This is a genomic window from Moorena producens PAL-8-15-08-1 (genome assembly GCF_001767235.1).
GTDB lineage: Bacteria > Cyanobacteriota > Cyanobacteriia > Cyanobacteriales > Coleofasciculaceae > Moorena > Moorena producens_A.
Window position 1 is genome coordinate 7037868 of the sequence record NZ_CP017599.1, and the last position, 15141, is coordinate 7053008.

Sequence of the window (15141 nt, forward strand, 5' to 3'; positions counted from 1 at the left end):
CATAAGGGTGCCAGATGTCCACCTACCCTACACCGAACACCAAAGGCTAACAACATTTTTGAATTTAGAATTTAGAATTTAGAATTTAGAATTTGGAATTCACCATTCTGACTTCAACCTTTAACCAACCTTCAACCTTTAACCAACCTTCAACCTTCAACCTTCAACTAAACAACCAACCTTCAACCTTCAACCAACCTTCAACCTTCAACCTTCAACCAAACAAGCAACCTTGAATCAACCCATTAATCTATTCGAGTACGAATCCCTAGCGCCGCAGTATCTATCTCCCATGGCACTGGATTATTACGCTAGTGGTGCTTGGGATGAAGTAACACTGCGAGACAATCGTGCCGCGTTTGAACAGATAAAACTCCGTCCTCGGATGTTGGTGGATGTGAGTCAACGAGATTTAAGCACACAAATCCTAGATCAGTCTCTGCCCATACCGATTCTGGTTGCTCCCATGGCATTTCAGTGTCTGGCCAATCCAGAAGGTGAATTGGCAACAGCAAGGGCGGCAGCTGAGGTAGGGGCAGTCATGGTGTTGAGTACGATGTCTACCAAACCCTTAGAAGCTGTAGCCCTAGCTGGGAAACGGAGCCAACAGGAAAATGGCAAAAAGGAAGAGGGGGAACAGACCGATATCCAAAATCCCTCATGGTTTCAGCTGTATGTCCATCGCGATCGCACTCTCACCCGTAGACTTGTGGAACGGGCGGAGGCAGCTGGTTTTAGTGCCCTTTGTCTGACCGTAGATGCACCAGTGTTGGGGTGTCGGGAAAGGGATCGACGCAATCAATTTACTCTACCGGTAGGGATGGAACTGGCTAATTTAGCGACTATGACTGGTCTGGAAATTCCCAAAACCGCCGGAGAATCGGGTTTATTGAGCTATTTTGCCCAGCAAATTGACCCAGCACTGACCTGGCGGGATCTGGAATGGTTACAATCGATCACTACTCTACCGGTGTTAGTCAAAGGGATTTTGCGAGGAGATGATGCTGTCAAGGCATTGGACCATGGAGCCAAAGGAATCATTGTATCGAATCATGGGGGTCGGCAATTGGATAGTGCGATCGCATCCATCGATGCCTTACCCGAAGTGGTCGCAGCCGTGGGAAATCATTTACCAGTATTAATCGATGGGGGTATTCGCCGAGGTACTGATGTGCTCAAAGCCCTAGCCTTGGGTGCATCAGCGGTGTTAGTAGGTCGTCCGGTGTTATGGGGATTAGCTGTAGGAGGAGTTGCTGGAGTACGCCATATCTTGCAATTGTTACGGGATGAATTGGATATAGCGATGGCGTTAAGTGGCTGTACTAAGGTAAAGGATATTAACCGTAGTTTGGTGAAAATTAAAGATTGACAATATAATCAATAAATTAATACTAGCTTGTAATACCTAAAAACTAAGCCAAATAGCTTAGCAATATCAATGAATTGGCTGAAGTTATAGCAAGACTGCATATGTTAATTTTTATGACACAAGTTATTAGTTATTGGTAAGATTTTGATACTATTCCCCTAAATTCCTGGCACTTATCAGGGTTAGGGTCAGGGTTAGATAAGCTTTGAGCGATTTATCTATTGGAAAGTGATATCAGTAAGTAATTATTAGTCTGAAATCCCAGAAATGAGTAATAAACTAGCCACTATCACCCTTAGTATTATCTTATCCTTAACGTTTACCTCAGCCAGTTTAGCTGAAACAGTCTTGTCTGAAATTAAGCGCACTGGTGTTTTAAAAGTAGGAATTAGAGAAGATGCCGCTCCCTTTGGTTTTCTAGAGCAAGACCAATTGCAAGGCTACTGCGTGACTAAAATGTATGTTCTAGCCAACCATCTCGGTGAAGTACTCAAGAGACCTGTTCGGTTAGAACCAATTCCATCTGTTCTAGACGAAGACTCCCCTAACAATCGTTATCGGATGGTAGCCAATGGCAAGGTACATCTAGATTGTGGTCCCAATACGATCAAAACTGCTCCACCACTATCAGGAGTTACTTACTCCACTGCTTTTTATTTTTCCGGGACACATTTTCTAATCAGACCCGAAATGAAGGGTATATTCAATCCTGAAACTTCCCTAGCTGGTAAAAAAATTGGTGTCCTTCCTGGTTCAAATACACATCCCTTAATCTCCAGTACCTACCCATTAGCTGACATAGTAGACACTCGTTACAGAAGCTCTAACGGTCGAGAATTGGCTCTGAAAGATGTTGTCGAACAGGATATTGATGCTTTTGCCAGTGATGGCATGCTTTTAATGGCAGAAGCCTTAAGACAAGGGCTGACATTCCAGGATTTTACCTTAATTCCTGACCGACCGTTAAGTTGTGATTTTTACGGAATAATTTTACCAGTTCAGGATATAGAATGGAAGACAATAATTGATAAATTTATTACTAACTTAAGGTGGGAGATAATTTTGGAAAATTCCTTGGGTGTTGAATCTATTTATTACCAAGGTATACGACAAGCTGCTTATGATAAATGTGCTAACTAAATCGATTACTGCTGAAAGCTGACTGCTGAAAGCTGACTGCTGAAAGCTTAATAATGAATACTTACAAGCCTATTTTTGATTATTCAAATAGACGACTATGTTAAACCCATTCTTTTGGATTAAGCGTGCTTCCCCTCGTCGATGGTTTTACCTGCTGATTCTGCTAGTTGTGGGACTCGCTCTAGGGGTAGGGTTAGCCAATACTTCATCAGCATTTGATTTATGTGGGTTGTTGGATGGTGATCCAGGAATTAAGATAATTCAGTTAATCACCATGTCTGATCAACAAGAATTAGAGCTGGGTAAGTGTTTGAATCAACAAGAAGTTGCTCAAGAGCTGGAGATTTACAGCGGACGCGAAATCACTGAATACGTCCAAGACATTGGTCAGAGATTAATCCCCTATAGCGATCGCCCTAATTTTTCCTATACCTTTCAAGTAGTCAAGGACAACACTATAAATGCCTTTGCCTCGGTGGGTGGCTTTGTTTATGTTCATACTGGCTTGCTCAAAGGGGTAGAAAATGAAGCTGAGTTAGCTGCGGTGATAGCTCACGAAATTGCTCACGTTACTAGCAAACACAATATCGAGAAGCTGCGCCAGATTATCAAAGACAGGAACCTTGAGGTAAATAGTGAAGTCGAGTACGAAACAATTATAAATCTTCTTAAGGATATCGCCTTCTCTCTTCCCCGAGGACGTCAGCAGGAATATGAAGCAGACCGCAAGGGATTAGAAATGTTGCACCGTGCTGGCTACGCTCCCTCAGGCATGACTGGATTTCTCCAAAAATTAACCAAAGGCAATACACCGGCAATGCTAAGAACCCACCCAGAACCAGCAAAACGCCTTGATACTCTCAACGAAATAATCAACAGAAAAGGTTGGAATCCTAATGGTGGTGATGGCTTAGACAGTGCTGCTTACAAACGCATAATCCAATCTCTACCAATCCAGTACGTGAGCTAGCTATAGTAACTGGCTGATGTGCTCAAAGCCCTAGCCTTGCGTGCATCAGCGGTGTTGGTAGGTCGTCCGGTGTTATGGGGATTAGCTGTAGCAGGAGTTGCTGGAGTACGCCATGTCTTGCAATTGTTACGAGATGAATTGGATATAGCGATGGCGTTGAGTGGCTGTACTAAGGTAAAGGATATTGAGCCTAGTTTGGTGAAAATTAAAGATTGACCAGAGCAATTAATCAATAACTACTCACCAACTAATTAATCACTAATAATACATTTGGCTTAGTAATATCAAGGATTTTGCTGACATTATAGAAATAATAGGTATGCTATCTTTGATTAGAAAAATCACTATATAAATTACTATTTATTGGTAATAGTTTGATACTATCTCACTAAATTACCGCCACTTATCAGGGTGATGCTAAGAGTTATATAAGGTTTGATATTAATCGATTTATCTATTGGAAACTGAAATCTAGCAATTCTCTGTCTTGATGCAATAGCGAGTGGGGGAAACCAACGGCAGTCGCTCATGGGGGGAACCCCCAAGACCGCGCTGCCTCCCCAAGACCGCGCTGCATCGCTATGCCATGAGGTACAAATGGATCCCCCTAAATCCCCCTTATCAAGGGGGACTTTGAGGTTGAAAAGCGTACCTCATAGCGAGGATAAACGCTTCTTGATGCAGTCGCTCATGGTTTGTTCGCGTTCGCCTTTGGCGTGGCCTACGGCCAAGCGTCGCCAAAGGCGATAGTTACCGTAAGACAGTTGAGCCTTGTCTTGATGCAATAGCGAGTGGGGGAAACCACGGCAGTCGCTCATGGTTAGAAGTTACCGTAAGACAGTTGAGCCTTAATCAATAAGTTTGAACCCTTTTCTGCATAGCCTACCAACCATAAAGGCTCAACGTAATCAGGTTTCGTCTCCGGGGGGGACCCCCAAGACCGCGCTGCCTCCCCAAGACCGCGCAAATCACGCTAATCAATAAGTTTTAATCATGCATCTGCATAGCCTACCAACCATAAAGGCTCAACGTAATCAGGTTTCGTCTCCGGGGGAACCCCCAAGACCGCGCTGCATCGCTATAAATCCAGAGCAATATCAATTTTTGATCAGAATAAATAGGGTGCTATTACCAAACCAATAAAATCCTAAAAAGACCGAAAAATTAATGAAACTACCGAACTTATTAAGCACCCTTGGTTTAGCATCCATTATCACCACTTTAGCCGTAGTAGATATTCCCAAACCACTGGACACCTTTGCCTATACATCTCCTAGTCAGTCAACCAGTGAAGGGATAGGAGCAAGCAATGATGTTTTGATTGCCTCTGGACGTAGTGCAAACTTTGAGGATGGAATATTTTCTGTACGCCTTCCGGAAAGAGGCACTCTGGGACAAGAGCTTGATAATTTCATATCTGCTAATCCTAGTTTCAATGTTGAGTCAAAAGAGAAGTGGGTTAGTAACATCAAAGTCTCTTCTCTGAGCAGAGGTTCGATTAGTAATGGAAGTGTACCAATCACTGCTAGATGGTCTGTTCGATTATGTTGGACCAATACTTTTGCCTTAAAGAAATGCGTTGGCGGCTGGATAAACAAAAGTGAGGACTTTGAAACGTCATGCTCTATCGGGGCACAACCACGCTATCTTCGTTGTAGAATGCCAGGTAAAGTTAGCGAATTGGTAAGAGAAGGTAGCATTTTAGTTAAGTAAAGTGTCTATATTAAGTAGGTGGGTATAAATAAACGTTAAAACTCAAAATCAGAAAATGAAGCTGGAATCCTGTATTCATAGGGTTTTCATGATTTTGAATTTCAATCGCTATTTTACACTTAATTACGCCCACCTACTTATCTTGATTTTACTAATTAAAAACTGAGCTGTTTGTCATCAAAGCAAATCCCAAGCTCTTTACAGCGATCGCACCAAAACATTTAAACCTACCAGAGCCAGCGCCATAGAGTCAGCTTGGCGTCTGGTAGTTTACAACTTTTCTAAGAGGATATCTGAAAAGTTTTTTTATACTGAATTTTGCCCCCCTAGCCCCCCAATTCTGGGTGGAAAAAGAGTCAATTTGCTTCTAAAAGTCCCCCGAGGGATTGCTCGCTTGGGGGATTTAGGGGGCTTGGATGTAGCAAATGAGACTTCTCAGACAACCTCTTATGACTACTTTATTTTAGAGACGTTAGTAGTGCTTTAAGTTCTTCTGGAGATTCTTTAATTTCTAATTAAAAAAGAGAAACGCTATAGTATATTAACCTTTTTTGCCTAATTCAAGTATAGTATTTTTTTGAAAAAATACTATCGCACAGGGAAGATTATAAAACTAACTGCTGTTATAGCAGTCTAAGCAAAGCTTAGGACATATTTCGTTTACCTGCTCAAAAGTCCCTGCTTCCGACTCCCGACCATTTGTTACAAAATTTTAAAAATATGCTATAATATAATGTTTTTTGTGCTATAGTATAAGAGTGGGCGCGCGCGACGTGAAAGCGTCAAGTTGAACCAAAGCCTGAAATGGCTTTCTGGAGAGTGCATCCTCCAGCCTGCCGAGATGAGGGGGGAAGAGTAATCGGAACCTGAGTGCAGATTCTCGATAAAGTCCTGTAGAAATACAGGAAATAGCACCCAAGGTCGGAATCACACCGCCGCAAGTGCTAGCAGGAAGATACCCAATGGTTAACGAAAGTGAACATCTATAAAAGCTTCGTAACTGTTGAACAGTGAAACGTGATTGAAACACTGTAGCCAAAAGGGCACCGAGTTCGATAATAAGTGATTGGGGATTGCGTCCTTCTCAATCTGATGCAACGAAGAACTCCGGAGCAAAGGATGAACCTAAAGGGATATCGAAAACTTCACTTGATGAACACGGTAACCCCTGAAATTTCAACCGCCAATAAATGGCAAAGCGGATTGCAAAAGAAGCCCAGGGTTGACAGGGAGTAGGAGACCTGAAAAAGCAAATGATGTCACGACGAAAGTCAACGGGAAATCATAACCGGACATATAGATTCCTATGAATCATACCGAGAGGTAGCAGACGTCAGGTTGGTCTAATCAGAATGTTCCAAGAATTGAGGAATAGAGACTCACCCCGATGAAAAGTAGAACCAATACTGGTACTGGAGTCTGGGACTGGACTGAGATAGACTGGAAAGTCATCAATAAACAGGTTCTCAAACTTCAAAGAAGAATATTCAGGGCAACCAAAGAAGCTCAACTAAAAGGCAGCGGATGGGATAAGGTGAAAAATCTGATGAAACTAATTATAAATAGCAAGTCAGCATTAGCCTTAGCAATACAGACAGTTACGGTTAAAAACAAAGGAAGGAACACTCCAGGAATAGACGGTTATGTAGCCATCAAAACCGAAGAGAAAAACCGACTAATGAAAAACTGGAACTGGAATGAAGTAAGCCCCACCAAGAGAGTCTATATACCTAAATCAAATGGGAATAAAAGACCCTTAGGAATACCAACCATAAAAGACCGAATAGGTCAAGCCATAATAAAAATGGCATATGAACCAGTATTCGAGGTAAGCTTTGAACCCAATAGTTACGGATTCAGACCTGGAAGAAGCTGTCACGACGCCATCCAAGAAGTGTTCGCTGGCCTCAAAAAGGGTAGCTCACACCACTGGGTTCTTGATGCAGATATTAAAGGAGCATTTGACAATATATCTCATGGCTTCATCATGGATAAATTGGAAGGACTACCGAAAAGAAGTCTAATCAAGAAATGGCTAAAATGTGGATACGTGGATAACAGGATATTCCATCCAACCAACTCAGGAACACCCCAAGGCGGAATCATCAGCCCACTACTAGCAAATATAGCCCTCGATGGACTCCAAGAAGTCATATCCGAAAAATGTAAGATAGATTACACAACTCGAAGTAGAGGGAAAACCATAAATAAGAAAAAGGAGGTAGATAAATACAGATTTGCTAGATACGCAGATGACTTCGTAATCACCAGCCAAACAAAAGAAAACCTGGAAGAAATAATCCCCAGAGTAGAAAAATGGCTAAGAGAAAGGGGGCTGGAACTCAACAGAGAAAAGACCAAAATCAGAAACATAATAGAAGAAGGTTTTTCCTTCCTGGGGTTCCAGATTCAACAAAGAAAGACAAAAACCCTGAGATTAGATAGCAAGAGGTACAAGAAGAAAGCACGAAAAATGCTTAAAAATCTAAAACCAAATGCTATAAGAATCCCGACACCAAACGCCAAAATCAGGGAGGAAATATGCTATTCATGTATAATAACACCTGACCAGGAAGAAGTTAAGAGATTCTTAAAGGAAATTCGTAGCATACTCAAGAATGAAGCTAGGGCACTAAATACAGAAGATGTAATCAAAAAGCTAAATCCGAAGATTAGAGGATGGCTAAACTATTACAGATTCGTATGCTCCAAGAAAACATTCAACAATGTAAGGTGGAAAATTCTCAGTTCCATATACAGGTATCTAAAGAGACAACATCCAAAGAAAGCCTGGAAGTGGATTAAGAGGAAATACTTCAAAACCATTGACAAAGATACCTTGAACTTCTTCACCATATCAAGTGGAAAAAGAAAGAAAGAGGAAATCCTAGTCAACGCAGCCAAAGATGTACCTATTATCAGATTTGAAAAGGTAAAAGGAAACTCATCCCCCTTTGACCCTGACCTAAAAGAATATTGGAAGAAAAGGAAGACTAAATGGGGGAAGTCCAAATTTGCCAAAGGTAGCAAATACGAAAAGGTATATATTCACCAAAAAGGGATATGTCCTATTTGCAATCTACCTATCGAACTCGATGATAACTTCGAGGTACATCATACCATACCTATCAAGCGAGGCGGAAACAGTGAAACTAAGAATCTACAGATTCTACATAGTCACTGTCACAAAGCCAAACATAAGAAGCTTCACCAGGATACCTGATTAGGCTTGAGCCGGATGAGTATGAAAGTCTCAAGTCCGGTTCTTAGGGGAGGGAGAGATGGTAACATTTCTCACCTTACCCGACTGAGACGCCCAGAGTCAAGAGCTAGCCCGGGAAGCGTCTAATATCTACGGGCTAGCTCTGGCTCCCCTATAACAAGGAGATACTTTAATGATGACCTATTCTGAACGCCTTCATCCGTGGGTGGTCATTCGGCTGTTACCAAGAATGCAGCGAGTTGTTGTTGCTCGCTTCCGCAATCGGTCGGATGCGGAGGGACATTTATGGGCCCTGAAACGATTAATGCCTGATGCGGAATTTATAATTATTTTTGATGTTGGTAATCGGATCGATCAGGAATCGTAGGGGTAAATGTCATGTAGCGGTTTGGGACTTTAATCAGCATTGGATTTCATGATCGATTTAAAAATGCTATTGCTATCAATCCTTAATCCAATTCTCAGATATCACTCACCTTGGTTTCATGTTATGCCCTCACCCTAAGGTTAGGGATTCCAGCCACAGCCCCTGATGCTGGGGTTGGGCAGTTGCGTAGGGTGCCAGGTGCGTAGGGTGCGTTAGGGACGGAAAGCCTCTGATTTTAAGCATCTGAGCCCCTAGGACAGCCCGTCCCGTAACGCACCACCCACGGAAAGCCTCTGATTTTCAGCCTCTGAGCGCCTGGGATAGTCCGTCCCGTAACGCACCACCCACGGGCTCGCACTCATTAGGTGAGCAGTGACATCTAGGCAGGGAAAGCACGATTATGAATAAATTACTTAAAATAGGCCTCAGCACTACTTCCTTAGTTGGGCTGTGTTTGATGGCACTAGTCGTACAAGCCGGGAGCTGGGATAATTTCAAACTCCGTTACTTCCATCTTACTGCCTATCTCCACAACCAAGACCAAGAAATCACTGACCTCCAAAAACAAAACCTTAATCCAGCCAAATTCACTCGCATTAATTTAACTGAACTCCTCAATGGTGGTCCCCCAAAAGACGGTATTCCTAGTATCGATAATCCCAAGTTTGATACGGCTGAAACCACACCATTTTCTAAAACAGAAACTGTGATTGGTGTGGTAATTAATGGAGAAGCCAAAGCCTATCCTTTCGGGGTCATGAATTGGCATGAATTGGTGAATGACACAGTAGGTGGAGTTAATGTTAGTGTATCCTATTGTCCCCTTTGTGATACTATAGTTGCCTTTAATCGCAGCAATACAACCTACGGTGTTACAGGCAAACTTTATCAAAGTTGCCTAGTGATGTATGACCGTGCCGATGATACCCTTTACTCTCAACCTTGGGGGATGGGTATTATTGGTGCTAAAGTCAATCGTAATCTTAAAACAATTCCCGCTATCAAAACTACTCTTGACGCTTGGTTAAGCAAGTATCCCAACAGTAAAATTCTATCCACTGACACAGGTCATAACCGAGCTTACTTCAGCTATCCCTATGGTAGTTACTATACCGATAAGCGAATTATTTTCCCAGTCAGAAATCAACAACGACTTACCCTTCATCCCAAAGCTATTGTTAGCTATGTCTGGGAAGCAGATCAACAAACCCCTAAAAACCAATTTTCTGGGGCTAGCTATCAATTTGTCCATGATCAATTAAAAAAAGTGGGCGAAAAAGTTGTAGAATTCAATGGTCGTCCAATTAGAGGACGTTGGGATAGCCAACTTCAAACTGTATTAGTAGAAGAATTTGATGGCACTCCCATCCCCAGTTCTACAGCTTTTGCCTTTGTGTATCCAGCTTACTTTGGCAAATAACGTTATAGACCAGAGAATTACCCCAATTGAGAACTGCATCGCTACCAAAAATCCCAATATATTTGATTAACTCTTGCCTCTTGCCTCTTGCCTCTTGCCTTTCCTTAACCGATTCTGTTCACAACTAAAATAGAAATGCTGGATAAATCATGACTAATAACCACAATATCTTAGTAATTATTCCTGTTCTCAATGAAGAAACCACTATCACTGGGGTGATTAAGTCTCTTCAATCCTATAATTTGAACAATATTCGGGTAGTCGATAATGGCAGCACTGACAACAGTATTATTAAAGCAAAAGAAGCCGGTGCAGAGGTAATCTGTGAGCCTATTCCTGGTTATGGTCGAGCCTGTTGGCGGGGATTGCAGCAACTAGACCGAGATATTAATTGGATATTATTTTGTGATGGCGATGGCAGTGATGACCTAAGTTATTTACCCCAGTTTCTAGCTGAACCGCATAAGTATGACCTAATTTTAGGTAACCGCCGCGCCACAGTAGATGGACGTAAGGCGATGACCCCAGTGCAAAATTTTGGCAACTGGCTGGCTACCTTCCTGATCGGTTGGGGTTGGGGACACTGGTATCAAGATTTAGGACCATTGCGCCTAATTCGCCGTTCAGCTTTGGAGCAAATCCAAATGCAAGATAGAGGATTTGGCTGGACAGTAGAAATGCAAGCCCGTGGGATCGAATGTGGTTTGCGAGTCTGTGAAATTCCTGTTGGTTACCGTCGCCGACAAGGGGGACGCTCGAAAATATCTGGTACCCTTTCTGGTAGTGTCCAAGCAGGAACAATAATTCTAATGACTTTAGGTCGTCTATATCTACGTCGCCTTAAGCTTACCCAGGCAGATGGAACAATCGGTAAAAGTGTTGAAGAGGGAATAGGGAATTTCCATCAATCCTAGTTTCACATCTCAAATGAAAACGCTATATATATGGCTTAGTTCTCTACTCCTGTTGTTAGGTTGTATCTTGATTGTGCCTCATGGGGATTTCCGAGAGGTGGGAGCTGTGCCTCGATTTTGGTTAGGTATCGGTGTAATCAGCTTAGGTTTTCTCTTGTCTTGGGGATTAAGCGTCTATACTAGATATCCTGCGAAAGTTGGCAACAGTAAACTTGGGATTTCCCAACACAGAAGAAGAATTAACAACAGAATTAACAACAACAGTATCAAGACAAGATTTTGGCAAGAGGTCTACAGACGATTTACCAAATCTCTTAGTATCAAGTACTTCCGAAAACTCAAAACTCAGCACTCAGGACTAAATTTTTGGAGTACTACCATCCTAAGCAGGTTGCTACTGCTACCAATGTATCCTGGAGATGATGTATGGCGCTATCTATGGGAAGGGTATATTCAAACGTTAGGGTTTAGTCCATACCATTTGCCACCTAATGCTGCTGAACTGATTCCCTACCATACCGAATGGTGGTCACTAATCAATCATCCTACTGTTTCTGCTATCTATCCACCAGTAGCGCAATTAGGTTTTCGGCTCTTAGCGCTGATTGACCTTAAGGTTTGGTTGTTCAAAATTGCATTTATCTTAGCTGACTTATTAATCTGTTGGTTACTCAGTCGTCGATTTGGTTATCAACAGGCAATCTTCTATGCCTGGAATCCTTTGATAATTTACTCCTTTGCTGGTGGTGCTCACTACGACAGTTGGTTTATTTTACCCCTAGTTGCAGCTTGGTTAGTCGTTGACCAAAAAACAGAGAGTTTAAGGCAGACAAAAATAACAGAAATAGAGGAAACGTTGGACAGTGGGACAGTAGCAGAATACTCCTCATTTACTAACCCCTTGATGTCTTCATCGAATCACTCCCTGACCTGGTGGCACTGGATTGCTTCAGCTTTGCTAGTAGGAATTAGTATGGCAGTGAAGTGGATGTCTTTGCCAATTTTAGGGTTTCTGACCTGGCAAGCTTTCCGAAAAGTAGGGGTAAAACTAGCAATAGTAGTGCTATTGTGCGGTTTCTTACCTTTTGGCATCACTGCTCTCCAATTTTGCTCTAGTGGAGAATGTCCTTTGATTCCTACTGGATCAGTGTTTGTATCCCATGGTCGCAGTGCAGAATTGATTCCTTATATTGTTAGCGAATATTGGGAACCCTCTCGCTGGGTTAATTGGATTTATGCTTTTCCCCTGGGGTTAACGGTAAGTTGGCTAATTTTGCGATCGCGCAATTTTCAACAATTCACAGAATGGTACTTTTTTTTCCTACTAATCCTATCTCCGATTATCCATGCTTGGTACTTCACTTGGATAATTCCTTTTGCTGTTCCTTCTAGAAATCTGGGAGTACGTTTAGTCAGTATCTCTGCTTTTATTTACTTTGTACTTCAGCATCGCATGGCTTTAGATAACTACAGCTGGTATCTAACTCCTCAGGAGCGATGGTGGCTATGGTTACCTTTTGTTTTGGGTTGGTTTTGGACCCATTACCACAATCCTAATGTTGCTCTCAACCAAAACTCAGATTGATTAGCTTTAATCAAAATTGCCTAGGTCAAGCATATTATCGGCTAAATCATCTGAACTACTATGAATACATCCAAGAGATTACTAAACCTACTTCCAACCCTGATTATTCTGACAAGTTGTACACTTTCCATGCCAATAAATCAAGCACCAGCAAAAGAGTCTCAAGTGCAAGTAAATAGAGGCACTGACACGACTCTATTGAATTATGACGACTATGCTACTGTCCTAAAAACCCATGTCAACAATAAAGCGCTAGTTAATTACCAAGAATTGCATAAAAATCCAGAGCAACTGGAGACGTTTAATGCCTCCTTAGGTGCTGTTGATCCTAGCACCTATGAGTCTTGGAATGAAGCAGAAAAGATTGCTTTCTTGATAAATGCTTACAACTCCTTTACTCTAGAATCAATTATTGATCAAAACCCGCTCAAAAAGAGTATTCGGGATATTAAAGGAGTCTGGAAAGGACGCCAATTCAACATCGCTGGAGAATCTAAAACCTTAGATAATATCGAACACAAGACACTGCGAACGCAATTCAACGAGCCCCGAATTCATATGGCTTTAGTTTGCGCCGCTATCAGTTGTCCTCCCTTAAGAAACGAACCTTATACTGGGGAAAAACTCGATCAGCAACTGGATGACCAGACACAGAAATTTCTAGTTAGTCCCCATGGGTTTCGTATTGATCGTCAAAAACGTACCGTATATCTTTCTTCCATCTTTAAGTGGTTTGGGGAAGATTGGAAAGAAACCTATGGTGTCGATGACAAATTTACTGGTAACGCCAATCAAAGGGCGGTGTTAAACTTTATCAGTGACTACCTTAGTCCAGAGGATCAGGAGTATCTTGAGCAGGGGAATTACAAGATAAAATATCTGAACTATGATTGGTCTTTAAATAAACAATAACTAATTAACCATAACCAACAACAATAACCAATTAACCATAACTAGGTTGATTAATTGATTATTATAGGGATCCGTTTAGGAATTGTGAAAATTTTTATTCCCTGTTCCCAGATCCGCTGTTCCCTGTTCCCTTTGCTATAAGGATTTGTTATGGTTTGTTATTCTTTAAAACGTCTTTGGCAACAAGGCTAATCAAGTGGTATATTCCGCGTTAATCTTGACATAGTCATAACTTAAATCACAACCCCAAGCCTGACCAACACCATGACCATTGCCCACATTAACCTGAATTAAAACTGTATCTTCTTTAAGATAAGCACCAACAGCAGCCTGCTTAAGATAATCACTAGCCTGTTGACGGTCAAACCCTAAGGGTTGACCATTTTCCATCAGCAAGACATCCCCTAACTGAATCCGCAGGTTTTCTTGCTCAAACGGTACTCCTGCACGGCCAGCGGCTGCGGCAATTCTGCCCCAGTTTGGGTCTCGTCCAAAGATGGCAGACTTGACCAAGGATGACCCAACAATGGTCTTAGCAATTTGACGAGCCCCTTTATCATCCGGTGCGCCAGTCACTTGGACTTCAATCAAACAGGTTGCCCCTTCTCCATCCCGTGCGATCGCTTTTGCCAAATGCTGACATACTGCTGTGAGCATCCCCTCCAACTTCTCAGCTGCTGGTCCGATTTCTGTAATCGCTGATGTTCGGGACTGACCATTAGCCAAGGCAATTAGAGTGTCATTGGTGCTGGTATCCCCATCTACCGTAATTTGATTAAAACTTTTATCCGCTGCCCGCTGTAACATCTGTTGCCACAGGGAAGTAGAAACTGCAGCATCACACGTTACAAATGCTAGCATAGTCGCCATGTTGGGATGAATCATACCAGAGCCCTTAGCAATACCACCTATCCTGACCGGACGGTCATCAATCATGGTTTCCAGAGCAATGGATTTAGTGACTAAATCCGTGGTAATAATCCCTTGAGCTGCTGCATCGGAACCAGTTTCTGATGCTTGTGCTACCAATTGGGGAATGCCTGACAATAGAGCATCCATCTTGATGCGTTGACCAATCACCCCCGTCGATGCCAACAAAATCGACTTAGGGGAAACATTGAGTGCTTCACCCAAAGCTTTAGCACTAGCTAGAGCATCTTGCCAACCCTGCTCACCCGTTGCTGCATTGGCTTGTCCAGCATTACACAAAATAGCACGAGCACTAGCTTTAGATTGTAAGCATTGACGGCAATAATCTACACAAGCAGCCCTGACATGACTGGTGGTGAACACCCCAGCTGCGATCGCATCCACCTCTGATAATATCAACGCTAAGTCTGGCTGACCCGACGGTTTTAAACCTGCGGTAATCCCTGCTGCCTGATAGCCCCTGGGAGCTGTTATCCCACCACTAATCTCTTGCCAGTCCGACATGATTCCTCCATTTAAACCATAATTCATGCCCGATCCGGGATTATATCAACTCTTCTGGACTTACGCACCAAGCTTATTGATCTGTAGCTTGATG

General features: G+C 42.4%; 15 protein-coding genes. 13 read left to right on the top strand and 2 right to left on the bottom strand.

Going from position 1 to position 15141, the window contains the following annotated elements:
• Positions 1 to 92 precede the first annotated feature (92 nt).
• The 6 genes from BJP34_RS44540 to BJP34_RS49480 all read left to right on the top strand — a co-directional run bounded on the left by BJP34_RS44540 (position 93) and on the right by BJP34_RS49480 (position 4116).
• Positions 93 to 236: a hypothetical protein gene (locus BJP34_RS44540; protein ID WP_158517479.1), complete on the top strand. Its 144-nt coding sequence runs from the start codon at positions 93 to 95 to the stop codon at positions 234 to 236.
• A complete protein-coding gene (locus BJP34_RS25755) occupies positions 233 to 1369 on the top strand; it encodes an alpha-hydroxy acid oxidase (protein WP_070394803.1) in 1137 nt (378 codons plus the stop codon). The genes BJP34_RS44540 and BJP34_RS25755 overlap by 4 nt, the downstream gene beginning before the upstream one ends.
• Before the next feature lie 267 nt (positions 1370 to 1636).
• A complete protein-coding gene (locus BJP34_RS25760) occupies positions 1637 to 2509 on the top strand; it encodes a transporter substrate-binding domain-containing protein (RefSeq protein WP_070394804.1) in 873 nt (290 codons plus the stop codon).
• A gap of 97 nt (positions 2510 to 2606) precedes the next feature.
• A complete protein-coding gene (locus BJP34_RS25765) occupies positions 2607 to 3479 on the top strand; it encodes a M48 family metallopeptidase (RefSeq protein ID WP_070394805.1) in 873 nt (290 codons plus the stop codon).
• Positions 3480 to 3497: 18 nt separating this feature from the next.
• Positions 3498 to 3695 (top strand): alpha-hydroxy-acid oxidizing protein, encoded by a 198-nt coding sequence (locus BJP34_RS25770; protein WP_070394806.1) that lies wholly within the window; start codon positions 3498 to 3500, stop codon positions 3693 to 3695.
• A gap of 286 nt (positions 3696 to 3981) precedes the next feature.
• A complete protein-coding gene (locus BJP34_RS49480) occupies positions 3982 to 4116 on the top strand; it encodes a hypothetical protein (protein WP_267876381.1) in 135 nt (44 codons plus the stop codon).
• 16 nt (positions 4117 to 4132) lie between these two features.
• Here BJP34_RS49480 and BJP34_RS44545 read toward each other — a convergent pair whose 3' ends face one another.
• On the bottom strand, positions 4133 to 4297 hold the full coding sequence (locus tag BJP34_RS44545) for a hypothetical protein (RefSeq protein WP_158517480.1): 165 nt from the start codon (positions 4295 to 4297) through the stop codon (positions 4133 to 4135).
• A gap of 349 nt (positions 4298 to 4646) precedes the next feature.
• Here BJP34_RS44545 and BJP34_RS25775 point away from each other — a divergent pair, with 349 nt between their 5' ends.
• From BJP34_RS25775 to BJP34_RS25805, 7 genes are all read left to right on the top strand, one after another.
• Positions 4647 to 5192: a hypothetical protein gene (locus BJP34_RS25775; protein ID WP_070394807.1), complete on the top strand. Its 546-nt coding sequence runs from the start codon at positions 4647 to 4649 to the stop codon at positions 5190 to 5192.
• Between the two features lie 1387 nt (positions 5193 to 6579).
• A complete protein-coding gene (locus BJP34_RS25780; protein ID WP_070393634.1) occupies positions 6580 to 8415 on the top strand; it encodes a reverse transcriptase domain-containing protein in 1836 nt (611 codons plus the stop codon).
• 175 nt (positions 8416 to 8590) lie between these two features.
• Complete coding sequence (locus BJP34_RS25785; protein ID WP_070396880.1) at positions 8591 to 8782, top strand: hypothetical protein; 192 nt, start codon at positions 8591 to 8593, stop codon at positions 8780 to 8782.
• Between the two features lie 457 nt (positions 8783 to 9239).
• Entirely contained in the window at positions 9240 to 10202 is a 963-nt protein-coding gene (locus BJP34_RS25790; RefSeq protein ID WP_229424026.1) for a DUF3179 domain-containing protein, read from the top strand.
• A 149-nt stretch (positions 10203 to 10351) separates the two neighbouring features.
• On the top strand, positions 10352 to 11116 hold the full coding sequence (locus BJP34_RS25795; protein WP_070394809.1) for a glycosyltransferase family 2 protein: 765 nt from the start codon (positions 10352 to 10354) through the stop codon (positions 11114 to 11116).
• A 13-nt stretch (positions 11117 to 11129) separates the two neighbouring features.
• A complete protein-coding gene (locus BJP34_RS25800; protein ID WP_229424027.1) occupies positions 11130 to 12701 on the top strand; it encodes a glycosyl transferase family 2 in 1572 nt (523 codons plus the stop codon).
• A gap of 129 nt (positions 12702 to 12830) precedes the next feature.
• Positions 12831 to 13613 carry a DUF547 domain-containing protein gene (locus BJP34_RS25805; protein WP_229424028.1) on the top strand — a complete coding sequence of 261 codons (783 nt, stop codon included), beginning with the start codon at positions 12831 to 12833 and terminating at the stop codon, positions 13611 to 13613.
• Between the two features lie 192 nt (positions 13614 to 13805).
• Here BJP34_RS25805 and argJ read toward each other — a convergent pair whose 3' ends face one another.
• A complete protein-coding gene (argJ, locus tag BJP34_RS25810; protein WP_070396882.1) occupies positions 13806 to 15047 on the bottom strand; it encodes a bifunctional ornithine acetyltransferase/N-acetylglutamate synthase in 1242 nt (413 codons plus the stop codon).
• Between the last annotated feature and the right edge of the window lie 94 nt (positions 15048 to 15141).

Excerpts from the sequence above, each read along its gene's own strand:
- BJP34_RS25800 (WP_229424027.1), top strand. The coding sequence starts at position 11,130 with ATGAAAACGCTATATATATGGCTTAGTTCTCTACTCCTGTTGTTAGGT.
- BJP34_RS25775 (WP_070394807.1), top strand. The coding sequence starts at position 4,647 with ATGAAACTACCGAACTTATTAAGCACCCTTGGTTTAGCATCCATTATC.
- argJ (WP_070396882.1), bottom strand. The coding sequence starts at position 15,047 with ATGTCGGACTGGCAAGAGATTAGTGGTGGGATAACAGCTCCCAGGGGC.
- BJP34_RS44545 (WP_158517480.1), bottom strand. The coding sequence starts at position 4,297 with ATGAGCGACTGCCGTGGTTTCCCCCACTCGCTATTGCATCAAGACAAG.
- BJP34_RS25780 (WP_070393634.1), top strand. The coding sequence starts at position 6,580 with ATGAAAAGTAGAACCAATACTGGTACTGGAGTCTGGGACTGGACTGAG.
- BJP34_RS25790 (WP_229424026.1), top strand. The coding sequence starts at position 9,240 with ATGGCACTAGTCGTACAAGCCGGGAGCTGGGATAATTTCAAACTCCGT.
- BJP34_RS25785 (WP_070396880.1), top strand. The coding sequence starts at position 8,591 with ATGACCTATTCTGAACGCCTTCATCCGTGGGTGGTCATTCGGCTGTTA.
- BJP34_RS25765 (WP_070394805.1), top strand. The coding sequence starts at position 2,607 with ATGTTAAACCCATTCTTTTGGATTAAGCGTGCTTCCCCTCGTCGATGG.
- BJP34_RS25795 (WP_070394809.1), top strand. The coding sequence starts at position 10,352 with ATGACTAATAACCACAATATCTTAGTAATTATTCCTGTTCTCAATGAA.
- BJP34_RS25760 (WP_070394804.1), top strand. The coding sequence starts at position 1,637 with ATGAGTAATAAACTAGCCACTATCACCCTTAGTATTATCTTATCCTTA.
- BJP34_RS25805 (WP_229424028.1), top strand. The coding sequence starts at position 12,831 with ATGCCAATAAATCAAGCACCAGCAAAAGAGTCTCAAGTGCAAGTAAAT.